The sequence below is a fragment of the Acinetobacter sp. GRABPA_MV_2 genome (assembly GCF_056725885.1).
In genome coordinates this window covers 144689-158849 of record NZ_JBWZNA010000002.1, presented here as the reverse complement: position 1 = coordinate 158849, position 14161 = coordinate 144689, and the positions used below count along the sequence as shown (strand labels likewise).

The window sequence follows — 14161 nt, the reverse complement described above, 5'->3', positions numbered from 1 at the left end:
GGTGGAAGTACCTTAAGTTGCTAAATTCCATCCATTGGCCAATCAAATCATTTGACCTTATTAAAGTTAGATTTTATTTATATTCATAAACCCGATTACAAACGCTCTAAAGCCGTACCTTTAACTGGGTTTCTGCGCCAATAATAGGGTTGTAAAAATCTAAGGAAAAGCTTCCAAGGCGTCATCCATGCGATGCGTCGATTAGTTTTCTTGTTTTGAATAATTTGTTTTGCTAAATATGAACAAACAACTTCTGGCGGATCAATCACAAAGAAAAATAAGCGCTTCATCTTTTTCCAGTGTTGTACGTTGCCATTGGTCCAAGACGAAACTAACAGATCGGTTGCGACCATGCCGGGGCTGAGCGTACCAGTTAAAATAGAAGTCGATTTGGTCTCTTTATAAAGTGCTTTGCTAAAATAACTTACTGCTTGTTTAGTGGTCGCATATGGGGTCATTCCCGGACTCCATTCGCCGTTGCTTCCCCAACCTTCCATGTTAAAGATTTGGCCATACCCTTGTCGGAGCATGCCTTTTAGAGCTACTTGCGAACCAAGCATTGTGCCCAAAATATTAGTTGAAACGGCTGCATTTAATTCATCTGACTGAAGGTCAATAAACTCTTTCGTTGGGTGGCAGCTTCCTGCGTTATTAATCCATACATTTACTTGTCCAAAATGCTGAATTGCTCCCTCCCATAAGGCTTGTAAATCTGCAATTTGTGTCACATCACAGCATGAACCAATAAATTTTTCTTTACTAAAATGATTTTCTAGGTGAGTGAGAGCATGCTTAAGATGCTCCGCGTTTCGTCCAGCGATGACAACTGAACATCTCAGATCTAAAAAAGCGTGGGCGAGTGCTAAACCTATACCTTTTGTGCTTCCAGTGATGACTACACAGCCAACTTCACGACTAGATAAACTCATTGAAATCTCTAAATTTTTTTAAAATTAACGCTATTGAGCAGCTTTATGAAAATGAGTTGTTTGCTCTTTTAATAAAAGCAAATAGATAATTGATAAACTTATCATCGAAATATTCATTACGATAGGGTTATAAGGCGAGATAAGTGTAGAAGGTTTTAAAAAGCCAATTAAGAAGAGTAAACCGAATAAACCTAAAATACTTAAATAGTGAATATATTTATGAGTATAAAAAAGAAACAATAAACCAAAAATAATTTCAGCTATACCGCTCGCGCGCCCTGCAAGTTTTGCATACTCAAAAGAAAGTCCGATGGTTTGCCATACAAATATTTCATCAGAGTTAATAAAAATTAGTTTAGGAACCAGTCCTTGATAAAACCACAAGAAAGCGAGCATAAAGCTTATAAATTTTAATGCTTTAGCATTGTCCATTAAGATTCTCTAAAAGATTGAAATTTCAATTTTGATCATTGCGACTATTATGTTTTGATTTAATTTATTCTTCAATAGCTAATAAGATTAGCTTGTTTTTTTTATCATTTTTATAGTTGTTTTTTAACATTAATGTAGGGATATGATAGGAAAATTTTATATTAAAACATAGGAGAAATACTCCTATGTTTTTAATTTTATGGTTCACTAACTAATCTTGATATATTTTTTAAAAGTATATTTCTTAGAAATTGTTTATAGCATTCATCTGTATTTTTGTTTGAATGTTGAACTAAATAACCGTTGAGCTGTGTAATTATAATTATGGCTCTTTCTTTATATTCTTCTGATGAGATTTTATTATGAATAGGGAGTATAATTTTATATATAAGTTCAAAATTATACTTTTGTATCATTGATAAAGAATCATATACATAGGGTAAGTGATCTGAAATAGAAAATACCTCTTTAAATGTATGCGTAATGACCGGTTGTTCTATTTCATATATTATATTAGTGATAATATTCATAAACCGATGCAAGGGTGGCTCATTTGCATTTAAGTTGATTAAAATTTCTATACGCTGTATGTAGTCGAAAATTAATTTATCGAGTAAAGCTTTTAATAAACTATCTTTATTTTGGAAATAATGCTGTAAGGTACTTAAACTAATATTCGATTGAGCTGCAACTCCTCGCATACTAAAACCAGAATAACCTTTGGTAAGAAAAACTATCTCAGCATTTTTTAAGATTTGCTTTACTCTTTCTTGTCCTTTTAGTGTGGTAAAGGACTTCTTTATTTGCATAGTATCAAAGGTATCAATTTTGATCATTATCCAGCCTGTAAGTACTATTTAAAAAAAGGCATTCTAAACCATGAAATTAGAAAAATATAAATAAAATATTTAAATTCTATTAAACTAATTATAGGTCATGTGACCTATAATTTTTTAATATCGGTCATGTGACCTAATCTAAAATTAAAAAATAGGTCGAGTGACTTATTTTTGTCTCTTAAGTAATAGTTAAAATAGGTCGTGTGACCTGTTTAAATAATAATGAGTTTCTTATGATTTTATTGAATCTATAAATTATTGTATTTGAATAAATATTGACTAATTTTTATTTGATAGATGATATTTATTTTCTCTATTTCCTGGACTTTTTTTTAAAGTAGGGGTGGGTATTTAGTTAGGTGTTTTTTTAACTGTTAAAGAAAGAATTTTAAATAAGTAAACATAGTCTTTTTGTAATGTATGTATACAAGTTAAATAATTGTTATTAAATTGTGAAAAGAATCACACAATAGTAAAAGGTAGTTTGTTTTATATATAAAACAAATTGGACATATTTTATTTATTGAGTTTGATTCATTTTGTTCTACAAAACTAATCATTATATATGTAGGTTATGAATATGAAAAACATTCAGAAATCACTTCTTGCAGCATTAATAGTTGCTGGTTATGCGGTAAATACTCAAGCGGCTGTTACTGGACAGGTTGACGTTAAATTAAATATCTCAACAGGCTGTACTGTAGGTGGTAGTCAAACTGAAGGGAATATGAACAAGTTTGGTACTTTAGATTTTGGTAAAACTTCTGGTACTTGGAACAACGTATTAACAGCTGAAGTCGCTTCAGCAGCAACAGGCGGTAATATTTCTGTGACTTGTGACGGCACGGATCCTGTTGATTTTACAGTTGCAATTGATGGTGGTGAACGTACAGACCGTACTTTAAAAAATACTGCTTCTGCTGATGTAGTTGCATATAACGTTTACCGCGATGCTGCTCGTACAAACCTTTATGTTGTAAACCAGCCACAACAGTTCACTACAGTGAGTGGACAAGCTACAGCGGTACCAATTTTCGGTGCAATTGCTCCAAACACTGGCACAGCAAAAGCTCAAGGTGATTATAAAGATACTCTATTAGTTACTGTAAATTTCTAAATATAAAAAGAAATAATTAATTGAGTGGCAGGTTTACTTAAAAGCGAGTGAACCTGTTTTAAATGGAGGGGAGATGATATTTAATCGCGGTTCTATATTTATAATTTCTTATTTTTTAATTTCTTCATTAAATGCGGGTGAAATTGGAGCTAAGTTAACAAATCAAATTGAATTATTACCTTCTTGTTCTATTAATAATAAAGTTGTTGAAAATAATGCGACAAATTTAAATTTCGGAACTGTTGATTTTGGTGAAACCTCAACTGGTTTTAATGGGGTGATCGACGCAAGTTTGATAAATAATGGAAACTCTGGTTCACAGATACAGTGTGCTGGTATTTCTACTGTAAAAATAATATTTGGTTCTGGAAATAATGATAGTAAAGTTCCTGCTTCTTTTTCACAAAATTATTATCATGCATTAAGTAATGGTAGAGATTTTGTTGCTTATAACTTGCTCTATGGTTTAGATAAACAAGTGATTAGAGCGAATGATGCTTTTATTCTTAATGATATGAATACTAAAAAGAATATTGATATTTTTGGTCAAGCCATACACGATGGTGGTCGTATATCTAAGGGTGAGTATACAGATATAGTTCCAATTACAATTGAGTTTTAAGAAAATGAAATATTTTTATTTTAAAGCAATATTATTGCTATCTGTAAGTCCATTTGTATATGCAGTAGATCCTCAATTAAATTCTAGTTTTAAAGTTCAGGCTAAAATTGAAAATGGATGCTCAATAGATAATATCGAACAGAAAATGGATTTTGGTCAGTATTCAGCTTTATCAAAAGATAAAGTCGTTTCTAATATTATAAATAGCAAAGAATCTTGGAATATTCGTTGTACTGAAAGCTTGCCTGTTAGTATTTCTATAGATGGTGGTGAAAATCTACAGAATAATATAAGACGTATGAAAAATGGTTCATCTTCGAATTATTTGCCTTATAAGTTATATAACTCTAGCAGTTTGTCTACTGAATATGTTGTCGGTAATAAATATTTATTGCCTGCCACAACACCTACAAACCGTCTGGCAAATTTTGAAATATATGGTGTCGTTGATTTAGAAAATAATAATGAACCACATACTGCTGGAATTTATAAAGATACTGTTTCAATAATGATTACATGGTGATTTGTATGAACAATTCTGCATTTATTAAAAATGGCATTTTAAAATCTTTTTTATTTGCAAGTACATTATCACTTGTTACACCTGTGATGGCGCAAGCAACTTTTTTAATTTGGCCTATTTATCCAAAAATTGAAGCCAATGAAAAAGCAACAGCGGTTTGGCTTCAAAATACCGGCAAGACCGATGCGATGGTGCAAATTCGGGTGTTTAAATGGAATCAAGATGGCTTAAAAGATAACTATAATGAGCAATCCGAAATTATACCAAGCCCGCCTGTAGCTAAAATTAAAGCAGGTGAGAAGCATATGCTTCGTTTAACCAAAAGCGCCAATTTGCCAGATGGCAAAGAACAGTCATATCGGTTGATTGTAGATGAGTTACCGATTCGCCTTTCCGATGGAAACGAGCAAGACGCTTCTAAAGTGAGTTTCCAAATGCGTTACTCAATTCCGTTATTTGCCTATGGAAAAGGTATTGGTAGTGGTTTAACTGAAGAGAGCCAAAAAGCGAATGCAAAAAATCCTTTAGCCAAACCCGTTTTACAGTGGTCCGTCCGCAACAATGACAAAGGCCAGTCTGAGCTATATTTAAAAAATAATGGACAGAAGTTTGCTCGTCTTTCGGCACTTAAAACTTCAAAAACTGGCAATGATATTTCTTTAGGGAAAGCTGCTTTTGGCTATGTGTTATCGAATAGTACCGTGAAGTTTGCTATTGATAAGTCGACTGCAAATGAATTGTTAAAAACTTCTAAAATTTATGGTGTTGATAGCTCTGGCATAAAACAAGAGTTGATCGAAATCACAAAAATGGAGGATCCAACATGATCCTTCGGCATAATAATTTATGCAAAAGTATTTTGCTAATTTTGTTGTCGGGTGGATGCTTAAATATTCCAAATGTTGCTGTTGCTGGCGATTTGCCTCCACCACCAAAAGATATTAACGAAATTAATCAATTGTTTAAGCTATATCTAGACTTGGTTGTAAACCAATATTCAGTTCAGCAGGTTGTGCCTGTCATTGTTAAAAATGATGAGTACTTCATACAAAAAAACAAGCTGATCGATGAGTTAGAAATTCAAATTCCTCAGGAGCTACTGACAAACATCGAGACCGCTTTAACCAATCAAGATATCTTAACTTTGGGGTTTAGTGGTGATGCAAGTGACTGGATATCTTTAGATAAGTTGAAAGACGTAAGCTATGAATATCAATCATCAAACCAATATTTTAAGCTTAACTTTCCACCTGCTTGGATGCCGACTCAAGTTTTAGGTAAAGACTCATGGTATAAGCCTGTCGTTGCTCAATCTGGTATAGGGCTGCTCAATAACTATGATTTTTATACTTATAGACCCTATCAAGGTGGTTCAACCAGTAGTTTATTTACTGAGCAGCGTTTTTTCTCTCCGTTAGGGGTTATTAAAAACTCTGGTGTCTATGTCAAAAATCAATATAAAAATGAAGGTAACGCCGAGTCTTTAGACAATGATGGCTATCGTCGTTATGACACATCTTGGCAATTTGATAACCAAAATAACGCTACATCTTTTGTACTAGGTGACATTATTACCGGTAGTAAAACGACTTGGGGAAGTTCTGTCCGTCTAGGTGGTTTTCAGGTACAGAGAAATTATTCAACTCGACCCGATTTAATTACCTATCCATTGCCACAGTTTATTGGGCAAGCCGCGTTGCCAAGTACAGTCGATTTAATTATTAATGGTCAAAAGACCAGTTCAACAGAGGTACAGTCTGGGCCGTTTATTTTAAACAATGTTCCTTTTATTAATGGTAAAGGGGAAGCCGTTGTGGTCACGACCGATGCAGTCGGGCGTCAGGTTACAACAGCGGTCCCATTTTATATTTCTAATACTTTGCTCAAGCCCGGCTTATTTGATTACTCATTGTCTTTAGGGAAAATCCGTGAAGACTACGGACTTAAGAACTTTTCTTATGGAAAATTTGCAAGTGCAGCCGATGCCCGTTATGGGGTCAATGACTGGTTTACCGTAGAAGGTCGTACAGAACTTTCTTCAGACTTACAGTTATTGGGTGCAGGGTCTGTACTCAAGCTTGCAAACTTAGGTGTGCTGAGTGCTTCTTTTAGCCAAAGTAAGGCCGATAAGTCTATGTCTGAAGATCGAGCTAAAGATTTAGAGGGTAATCAATATACGGTCGGGTACAGCTATAATCGTAATCGGTTTGGTTTTAGTATTAACCATAACCAGCGCGATGATGAATATACCGATCTTTCACGGCTGCAATATAGCAATTTAATTTCGGTCAATAGCAATAAAAGCTTAACGGCCAATACTTACTTTGCGACCAAAAACTCAGGCACATTTGGCGTCGGTTATATTAATACTAAGGCGAATGACTTTAAAAACCGCTTCTTAAACTTGTCATGGGCACCTGTTTTACCGACTTATATGAATGGTGTGACCGTTTCATTAAGTGCCAACCGTGACTTTATCGAAAAAGAGTGGAGTGCTGCATTTCAGCTTTCGATACCACTGTTCCAACGAAACGCGACTGTGAACTCGGGTTATGCATTTAATAAAGAGGGCGATACGGGTTATGTTAATTTCAACCGTTCTGTGCCGTCTGAGGGCGGTGTGGGTGTCGACTTGACCCGACGCTTTAATGAAAATAGTGAAGATTTAAATCAGGCACGTGTCAATTACCGTAATGGTTATATCAATACCGACTTTGGTATGTCTGGAAACCATGACTATAACTATTGGTTTGGTCTATCTGGTTCACTTATTTATATGGGGGGGGAGATATTTGCTTCAAACCGTTTAGGCGATTCTTTTGCATTGGTCGATACCAACCAAGTACCAGATGTTTTGGTTAGATACGAAAACAGTTTAATTGGTCGTAGTAATAAAAAAGGCCATATTTTTGTGCCATCGGTGACGCCTTATTATTCGGGTAAATACAGCGTCGACCCAATCGATTTACCTTCAAACTTTACAATCACGCAAGTTGAACAACGTATTGCTGCTAAACGCGGCTCGGGTGTTGTGATTAAGTTCCCAGTTCATCAGTCTATTTCTGCTAACGTTTATTTAACTCAAGCAGACGGCAAACCGATGCCTGTTGGTTCAGTCGTGCATAGAGCTGACCAAGAGTCGTCTTATGTGGGAATGGATGGAATTGTCTATTTAGAAAACTTGAAACCCAACAATACCGTAACTGTTCAACGTTCAGATCAGAGCGTATGTAAGGCAGATTTTTCTGTAGATGTAGAACAAGCCAAGCAACAAATTGTGGTGGTTAAGCCTGTTACGTGTCATGAGGTATCTTTACCATGAAAATAAAAACAAAAAAATTACTCAGCCATTTATGTATGTTTTCTGGACTGATGTTGGCTGGAAATTTGGCTCATGCTGCATGTAGTGTGAGTGCTTCCGGTTCATCTACTATTTCGGTTCCGTCTATTTACCTAATGGAAAACGGTGAGAATTCTTCACAGTTTAATTCTGGTTTGTCATGTACAGGTTTTAGTCTGGCTTTAGCAAACATGACATATCTAAAATATCGAGTTGAACAAATGTCGAATTCGTTTACCAATGCTCAAACCGGAGAAAAGCTCAATGCTGTTATTTTAGATAGTAACAATGAAATCATTAGCTTAGGCCAAGAAAAAGACATGAGTAGCTTTACACTGGTCAATCTTTTTAGCGGGCCAGATGGTAATTTGCCTTTTTATATACGCCTTCCGGCTGGGCAAAGCGTATCACCTGGTGTTTATCAGGCTGATTCACCGTTAAAAGTAAAATGGTTCTATTCGGTACCAGGGGTTGCTATTGCCGGAATCGGTATATTCTTTGAAAGCCCAGGATTTAAACGCGGGGTATTGGGTATCGGTTTTAACTGGGGAACTGGAACAGACTCGCTTGGTTCACTGTCAATTACTGTACTTCCGGACTGTCGAATTTTAGCTCAAGACGTAAACTTTGGTACAGCAGCGTTTGCTTCCAAGCTTGAACCTGTCCAGTCTTCTATGGGAATACGATGTTCTGTGAATACGCCGTATTATGTCAGTTTAAACAATGGACTTTCCCCGCAAAATGGCGACCAACGAGCTATGAAGTCGCAAACGGGTAATACATTTTTAAAATACGATATTTTCAAGAACTCATCGAATGATCGATGGGGAAGCGGTAACGAGCGTTGGTCGAGTTTAAATGCAACGATTAACCCAGGCGTACATAATGGAGTAACTCAGCAGAATTATGTGTTTACCACAAAAATTGTTGATGAAAACGCAGATACAGTACCAGCGGGAACTTACCAAGACACGGTCACGGTACAAGTCGAGTTTTAAAGACTATTTGCTTTTTATAAAAGATAAAAGCTCAGTTCATGGGCTTTTATCTTTGAATAAATTATTAGATTTTCAAATTTTATAAAACTTATTCCAGTTCCAATTCATTATCATCTTTTGTAATTTTAATTTTTAACTTCTTATATTTTCGCTTATTTGGATCTAGGGCTGAATTCATCACTTCATCTGCAAAAGGCGGGCACTGCATCAATTTTGCATAAGCCCTATAGCCGATGCGTATTCGAGTAGGCGGGCAATCGGTTCTTTTTGAGTAGTATTCAATGAGTGAGTTCAGTTCTTGTAATAAAGTTTGCTGTTCCATCATACATACTTAACAATTAGATGACTTAAGCATAATAGACTTGGCCGTTTAGCGGAATATGCCTTTAAAATGTACAGCTATATAAATTGTGATGTAGTTCTCTAAAACACATATTTTATGTATGAAGTTTGTTTAGGAGAGATTTTAGATGTTTTTTTAATCGGATTGTCATAAAGAAAGGCTAATTTAGACTCATAACAAAAATGATGAAGATTGTTGCGAACAATAAAATCAAAAGCAATTTTCACAGACGTGGTCGTGAGGTAATTAGGGCTAATTCGAAAGAGTTGGCTTTTTTGTTTTAGTGCATTTGCTTAGATCAAGATGTCCTTTATTAACATTCAATTGCAAATAATCAAGTTCTAATATGGAACTTCATTTTTTAAGTAGATAAAAATAAAGGATCTTAAAAATGTTAATCTCAAGCGATAGATTACCAAAGAGTTTTAAAGACAAAGCCCATCAAAAGGTTGCCAAACTTTCAGGCTCATTGTTGGGAGCTGTTACACCAGAGCGACAAGCAACATTGCCAAAAGAGTTTGAACTCAGTCCTCATACGCTTTATAAGCGCTTTGGTAGTACACATTACGGGGTCATGATTCCTGACTTACCTGAACCCTTTCGATATTTATCTTGGGCTTCGGTATTAGGTTATGTGGGATTTACGATTACAGATACCAACTATCAAATGTCTAAAGATGGAAAAGGGGATACAGCTTCTTTGGTACATGGAACAGCATTATCGACAACGCCTGAGGCCTACAGAACATTTTCAATCAAAAATGATATCAAGTTTAACCAAACCCCTTTTGGGATTAATTTTGACAATCAAAGTGTCATGCATGAGGATGGTGATGGATTTATATTAATTACTAAAAGAGAAGATTTAGAACTAGAACTTCATTTAAAGCCTACCAAAGCTATTTCATGGTTTGCCTATAGTGCTTTTTATAAGCATTTTAGTGTCTTGATGCATTATGACGGCTACATTAAACAAAAAGGCAATAGTGAGAGTATTAAAGGGCTTTGTACGCTTGAGTCTTGGAAAGCTGTAGCGACCTCAATGCTCAAAAACAAATGGTTAGTTGAGAATATTCAACTTCCTGTAAAAGTCTTTAGCTATCAAGTTATTAATATTGACCATGAACAGCAGTTATTACTGGCTTTTATTTGCTATGAAGACCAACCCATTTTGACTTCTGTTTACTATCGTCATATTGATGGAACATCAATTCAATACAACGGCGATATACTTTTTGAAGTAACCACTCTTCAAGAAGAACCTCAGATTACACCTGATGGTTTTCCAATGAATTTACCAAATACTTTTCGCTGGGCTGCTTATCACAACAATCAAAAGGTTCTAGAAATTTCAGCACAAGTAGACACTCCATATTGTTTTGGATTGGCTGCTGGTTTCGTTTCTTCATATACATGGCAAGGCGAATTCTATGATCAGCCATTAGTAGGAAGGGGCTATCTGGAATATATTGACCGAAGATAAAATCGTTTTAAAACTTAGTTGTTTATCTACAGCTTTAAGCGAACTAGAAAATATCTGTTTTATAAACTCAATTTAACAATAGATTTTAATTATTTATCCTTACTTTTTAATGATCTATTTTAAAACAGATGTCATTTTGTGTGCTTGACTGCAATAGGGTTGGGCACTATCCTTTGCCTGCTGGCCTACATTGCTAGCGGGTTTTAGCAGACCCTACTTAACAAAGACGATATACGAAACCTAGTTTTGTGTATCGTGAACTCGTTCGCCCCCTTTTTCTCTATGGTAGGGCGGAAGGGGGACACCTTCGGGTGTGCTGGTTTCTTTGTTGCCAGTCTGCTAACCCTCTTTCGTCCTGCCACCATCATTTAGCAGTGATCGGTAGGATTTCTTGTATTAACAAAGGAGTCCGCTATGCGTACTAATGCTTTTTCTTTATTGGCCTTTGCCAAATTCTTTCTATCCATACCGCTTAAACAGTCTTTAAAACGATGTAATCGACTTTAGGTTTCTACACCTTAAGAATCGTTACGACTAAAACATAGCAACAATAAACCAGAGATAGGTGAGCACACCATTATTGTGCGGTTTTTGCATGCCTGTATTTAGCACTCATTTTAAGAGTGACGGTATTTCTATCTCTTCTATTTACAACAAAAAATTATTTTAAGCGGTATACATGAAAAATTTAGAAGTTTCATTTAGAGCAACGCGAGCGCTTAACACGGCAGCAGATTTATTTAAACAATACGGCTTCAACAAAGTCGGGGTGGACCGAATTGTTAGTGAGACTAAAATTTCTAAAGCCACTTTTTACAACTACTTTCACTCAAAAGAAAGATTAATTGAAATGTGTTTGTTGGTTCAAAAAGAACACTTAAAAGAAAAAGTGAGAGCGGTAAGTGAATCTCGTCAATATCCAGATTTGGCGCTTAAGCTTAGACAAATTTACCTTTTACATGCGGACTTAAAAGGGGCGTATTACCTGTTGTTTAAAGCGATTTTTGAAATTAAACAGCTTTATCCAAACGCTTATCAAACCGCAATTCGCTATAGGCGATGGCTTAAAAATGAAATTTTCTGGGTTCTGCGAGAATCTAAAAAAAGGGCTACGTATGAAGAATCAGATATTTTTGTATTTATGATTGATGGTGCGATTTTTGGACTTTTAGGTTCAAGCCAAAATGAAGAACCTGATCAGTTGCTAGATTACTTTTTAAAGGTAAATGCTTAATAAGCTATTAAAACCCAAGCTATTGAGTTTGGGTTTTAACTAATTGAGTAACAATAAAAATATTCTAAACACCGAGTAATGTAATGCCGTCATATTCATTCTCAGCTTTCTCAAGGAATTTTGTAATTTCTATAATCATGTTTAGTGCTTGTGGCTTAAAAAAACTGAAGTTACTTGCAAACAATTCTGTTTCTTCTTTAAAAATTAGCTTTAATGTTTTATCGTATGTATCTAACTGATTTATAAATGAATGAAGTTCATGTAAATCTTTTATAATATCTTTGAGGTTTTCAGAATTAATAAAAGTAATTCCCCAATGGAAAAACTTTTCTTTATCTCGATTAAAGAAATTTTCAACTAGTGAAAAAGCCACTTCATCAATAGCTATAGAGCCCACACAATCGTTATTTCTTCTTAGATCCAAAGGTATAATTTGAATATTTAAAGAGCCTACTAAACCAGAAACGAATTTAACATCGAAATTAATTTTCATATTAAATGGATGAATAATTTAAGTTTTATGTTTCTAAGGTTAACTATTTATATTCAAAAATTCTAGTTGATTAGATAAATATATTGAATGTAAAGCTGCACTGTAAATTTTTGAATTGAAAAACTGAAATAGTAAATTAAAGAACAGAAAGGAAAAAGTGAGGCTGCTAGAGCCTCACTGTATATAGGTGCTTATTTGCCTTTTTTAGTTTTTAAATATTCTGCATAAGCTTCATCTGCAAAGCGTCTTAGAGAATCACCAATTGCAGCATATTGATATTCATTCAGGTTAGCTAAAGATGCACGGGCAGAAGGGTGCTGTACACCGAAGCCAGAACCGGGTAATAAAACCACACCTGTTTCATCGGCAACTCTAAATAATAGCTCGGTCGGATTTTTATTTTTCATAACCCAATCGGCAAACTCATCTCCATAGAGAGTCCGTGATGTGTTTTCAAGGTTGACTAGGGTGTAGTAGTCCACAGCATTTGGATCTGTTGGAACCTCGACACCAAGCTGTCTATAAAGTGCTGCATCGCGTTCACGAACAACAGATTTAACAGCTTTTTTATAGCTTTGGCGTGAGTCCATCATATTAAATAGTGCAAATAAAACCATTTGAACTTGCTGCGGGGTAGACAGACCAGCGGTATGGTTCAAAGCAACATTTCGGCTATCGGCAACTAAGCGGTCAATAAACTTAATGCTTGCTGGGTCGGTAGTTAAAGATGAATAGCGCTCTTCAAGCTCTTTCTTCTCTTTTTTCGATAAGTTCGCAATTTGTTTATCAAGCACATTGTTATTTGAAAGTGCAATGACACCAAGTCGCCAACCAGTCGCACCAAAGTATTTAGAGAATGAATAAACCAAAATTGTATTGTCAGGACAGATTGCAAAAAGTGATTTGAAGTTATCTGCAAACGTACCGTAAACGTCATCGGTCAAAATAATCAGATCAGGGCGTTTTTTGACGATATCGGCCAAAATCGCAAGTCCTTCATCACTCATTTTCACCGATGGTGGGTTACTTGGGTTGACTAAAAAGAAAGCTTTAATAGACGGATCTTCTAACTTTCTAAGCTCCGATTCTGGATATTGCCAACCGAGTTTAGGGTCGGCTTCAATCAATACTTCTTCAAGCTGGTAGTCATTGAGTTTTGGAATCTCAAGATATGGTGTGAAAATAGGGCTACCAATGGCAATACGGTCGCCATTTTTGATAATTTTATTTTCTTTTAATGAGTTAAAAATATAGGCCATTGCGGCTGTTCCGCCTTCGACCGCAAACAGATCTAAGTCTCTTTTTTGCATGCCTTGTACGCCCATTTCCCTTAAGACGTACTCTTTAATAATTGTTTCACTCACTCGAAGCATTCGGTCTGGTACTGGATAGTTACAGCCTAAAATCCCTTCAACCATTTCAAGTAAAAAAAGATCTGGGTCTAAGCCTAACTGGTCGCGCACATAAGACACGGCTTTACCTAAAAAGACCACACCGGGTTTGTCACGGTTTTCCAAAATGAAGTTATCAAAACGTGACTGGAGTCCAACGGGGCGCGGGAAGCCACCTAAACCTTCCGGCATATAGGAAAATGAAAATTCGGATTCGGTCGCAGAAAACAAACCCAGCTGAAAGAAAGCTCTACGTGGGATGGTAGCAAGAAAGTTTGGATTACCACGACCAGCATTTAGCATCATTCGGTCAGTTCTGCTTTGAGCTAATTCTATTAAATTATCTTTTAGTTCAAATGGGCTGAGTTTTGCGTATTTAGAATAATCGACTTTCCCCATGGGATGTCTCCTTAATTA

The 14161-nt window shown here is 35.6% G+C and carries 14 protein-coding genes; 8 read left to right on the top strand and 6 right to left on the bottom strand.

Going from position 1 to position 14161, the window contains the following annotated elements; all coding sequences use genetic code 11:
• Nucleotides 1-95: 95 nt before the first annotated feature.
• The 3 genes from ACXM0J_RS02540 to ACXM0J_RS02530 form a co-directional block, all read right to left on the bottom strand.
• A complete protein-coding gene (locus ACXM0J_RS02540) occupies nucleotides 96-929 on the bottom strand; it encodes an SDR family NAD(P)-dependent oxidoreductase (RefSeq protein ID WP_086265873.1) in 834 nt (277 codons plus the stop codon).
• A gap of 30 nt (nucleotides 930-959) precedes the next feature.
• Complete coding sequence (locus tag ACXM0J_RS02535) at nucleotides 960-1361, bottom strand: DoxX-like family protein (protein WP_017386491.1); 402 nt, start codon at nucleotides 1359-1361, stop codon at nucleotides 960-962.
• Between the two features lie 197 nt (nucleotides 1362-1558).
• Nucleotides 1559-2197: a TetR/AcrR family transcriptional regulator gene (locus ACXM0J_RS02530; protein ID WP_017480795.1), complete on the bottom strand. Its 639-nt coding sequence runs from the start codon at nucleotides 2195-2197 to the stop codon at nucleotides 1559-1561.
• A gap of 583 nt (nucleotides 2198-2780) precedes the next feature.
• On the opposite strand from ACXM0J_RS02530, the gene csuAB reads away from it, so the two are divergent.
• The 6 genes from csuAB to csuE all read left to right on the top strand — a co-directional run bounded on the left by csuAB (nucleotide 2781) and on the right by csuE (nucleotide 8800).
• Nucleotides 2781-3317 carry a Csu fimbrial major subunit CsuAB gene (csuAB, locus tag ACXM0J_RS02525; protein ID WP_002049140.1) on the top strand — a complete coding sequence of 179 codons (537 nt, stop codon included), beginning with the start codon at nucleotides 2781-2783 and terminating at the stop codon, nucleotides 3315-3317.
• 73 nt (nucleotides 3318-3390) lie between these two features.
• Nucleotides 3391-3939 (top strand): spore coat protein U domain-containing protein, encoded by a 549-nt coding sequence (locus ACXM0J_RS02520; protein WP_086265874.1) that lies wholly within the window; start codon nucleotides 3391-3393, stop codon nucleotides 3937-3939.
• A gap of 4 nt (nucleotides 3940-3943) precedes the next feature.
• Nucleotides 3944-4462, top strand: a complete 519-nt coding sequence (locus ACXM0J_RS02515) for a Csu type fimbrial protein (RefSeq protein ID WP_032055540.1) — start codon at nucleotides 3944-3946, stop codon at nucleotides 4460-4462.
• A complete protein-coding gene (csuC, locus tag ACXM0J_RS02510) occupies nucleotides 4456-5289 on the top strand; it encodes a Csu fimbrial biogenesis chaperone CsuC (RefSeq protein ID WP_152684064.1) in 834 nt (277 codons plus the stop codon). Before ACXM0J_RS02515 ends, csuC begins: the two co-directional genes overlap by 7 nt.
• Entirely contained in the window at nucleotides 5286-7784 is a 2499-nt protein-coding gene (gene csuD, locus ACXM0J_RS02505) for a Csu fimbrial usher CsuD (RefSeq protein ID WP_086265875.1), read from the top strand. Before csuC ends, csuD begins: the two co-directional genes overlap by 4 nt.
• Nucleotides 7781-8800, top strand: coding sequence for a Csu fimbrial tip adhesin CsuE (csuE, locus tag ACXM0J_RS02500; protein ID WP_032005358.1), 1020 nt, complete (start codon nucleotides 7781-7783; stop codon nucleotides 8798-8800). Before csuD ends, csuE begins: the two co-directional genes overlap by 4 nt.
• An 88-nt stretch (nucleotides 8801-8888) precedes the next feature.
• Here csuE and ACXM0J_RS02495 read toward each other — a convergent pair whose 3' ends face one another.
• Nucleotides 8889-9122 carry a hypothetical protein gene (locus ACXM0J_RS02495; protein WP_005803604.1) on the bottom strand — a complete coding sequence of 78 codons (234 nt, stop codon included), beginning with the start codon at nucleotides 9120-9122 and terminating at the stop codon, nucleotides 8889-8891.
• A 412-nt stretch (nucleotides 9123-9534) separates the two neighbouring features.
• Between ACXM0J_RS02495 and ACXM0J_RS02490 the strand changes: the two genes are divergently transcribed.
• Both ACXM0J_RS02490 and ACXM0J_RS02485 read left to right on the top strand, forming a co-directional pair.
• Entirely contained in the window at nucleotides 9535-10626 is a 1092-nt protein-coding gene (locus ACXM0J_RS02490; protein WP_086265876.1) for a DUF6670 family protein, read from the top strand.
• A 679-nt stretch (nucleotides 10627-11305) separates the two neighbouring features.
• Nucleotides 11306-11860, top strand: a complete 555-nt coding sequence (locus ACXM0J_RS02485) for a TetR/AcrR family transcriptional regulator (protein WP_086265877.1) — start codon at nucleotides 11306-11308, stop codon at nucleotides 11858-11860.
• Nucleotides 11861-11924: 64 nt separating this feature from the next.
• Here ACXM0J_RS02485 and ACXM0J_RS02480 read toward each other — a convergent pair whose 3' ends face one another.
• Both ACXM0J_RS02480 and ACXM0J_RS02475 read right to left on the bottom strand, forming a co-directional pair.
• Nucleotides 11925-12353, bottom strand: coding sequence for a hypothetical protein (locus ACXM0J_RS02480; protein ID WP_017398561.1), 429 nt, complete (start codon nucleotides 12351-12353; stop codon nucleotides 11925-11927).
• A gap of 191 nt (nucleotides 12354-12544) precedes the next feature.
• Nucleotides 12545-14143: a bifunctional aspartate transaminase/aspartate 4-decarboxylase gene (locus tag ACXM0J_RS02475; RefSeq protein WP_002116631.1), complete on the bottom strand. Its 1599-nt coding sequence runs from the start codon at nucleotides 14141-14143 to the stop codon at nucleotides 12545-12547.
• Nucleotides 14144-14161: the final 18 nt, after the last annotated feature.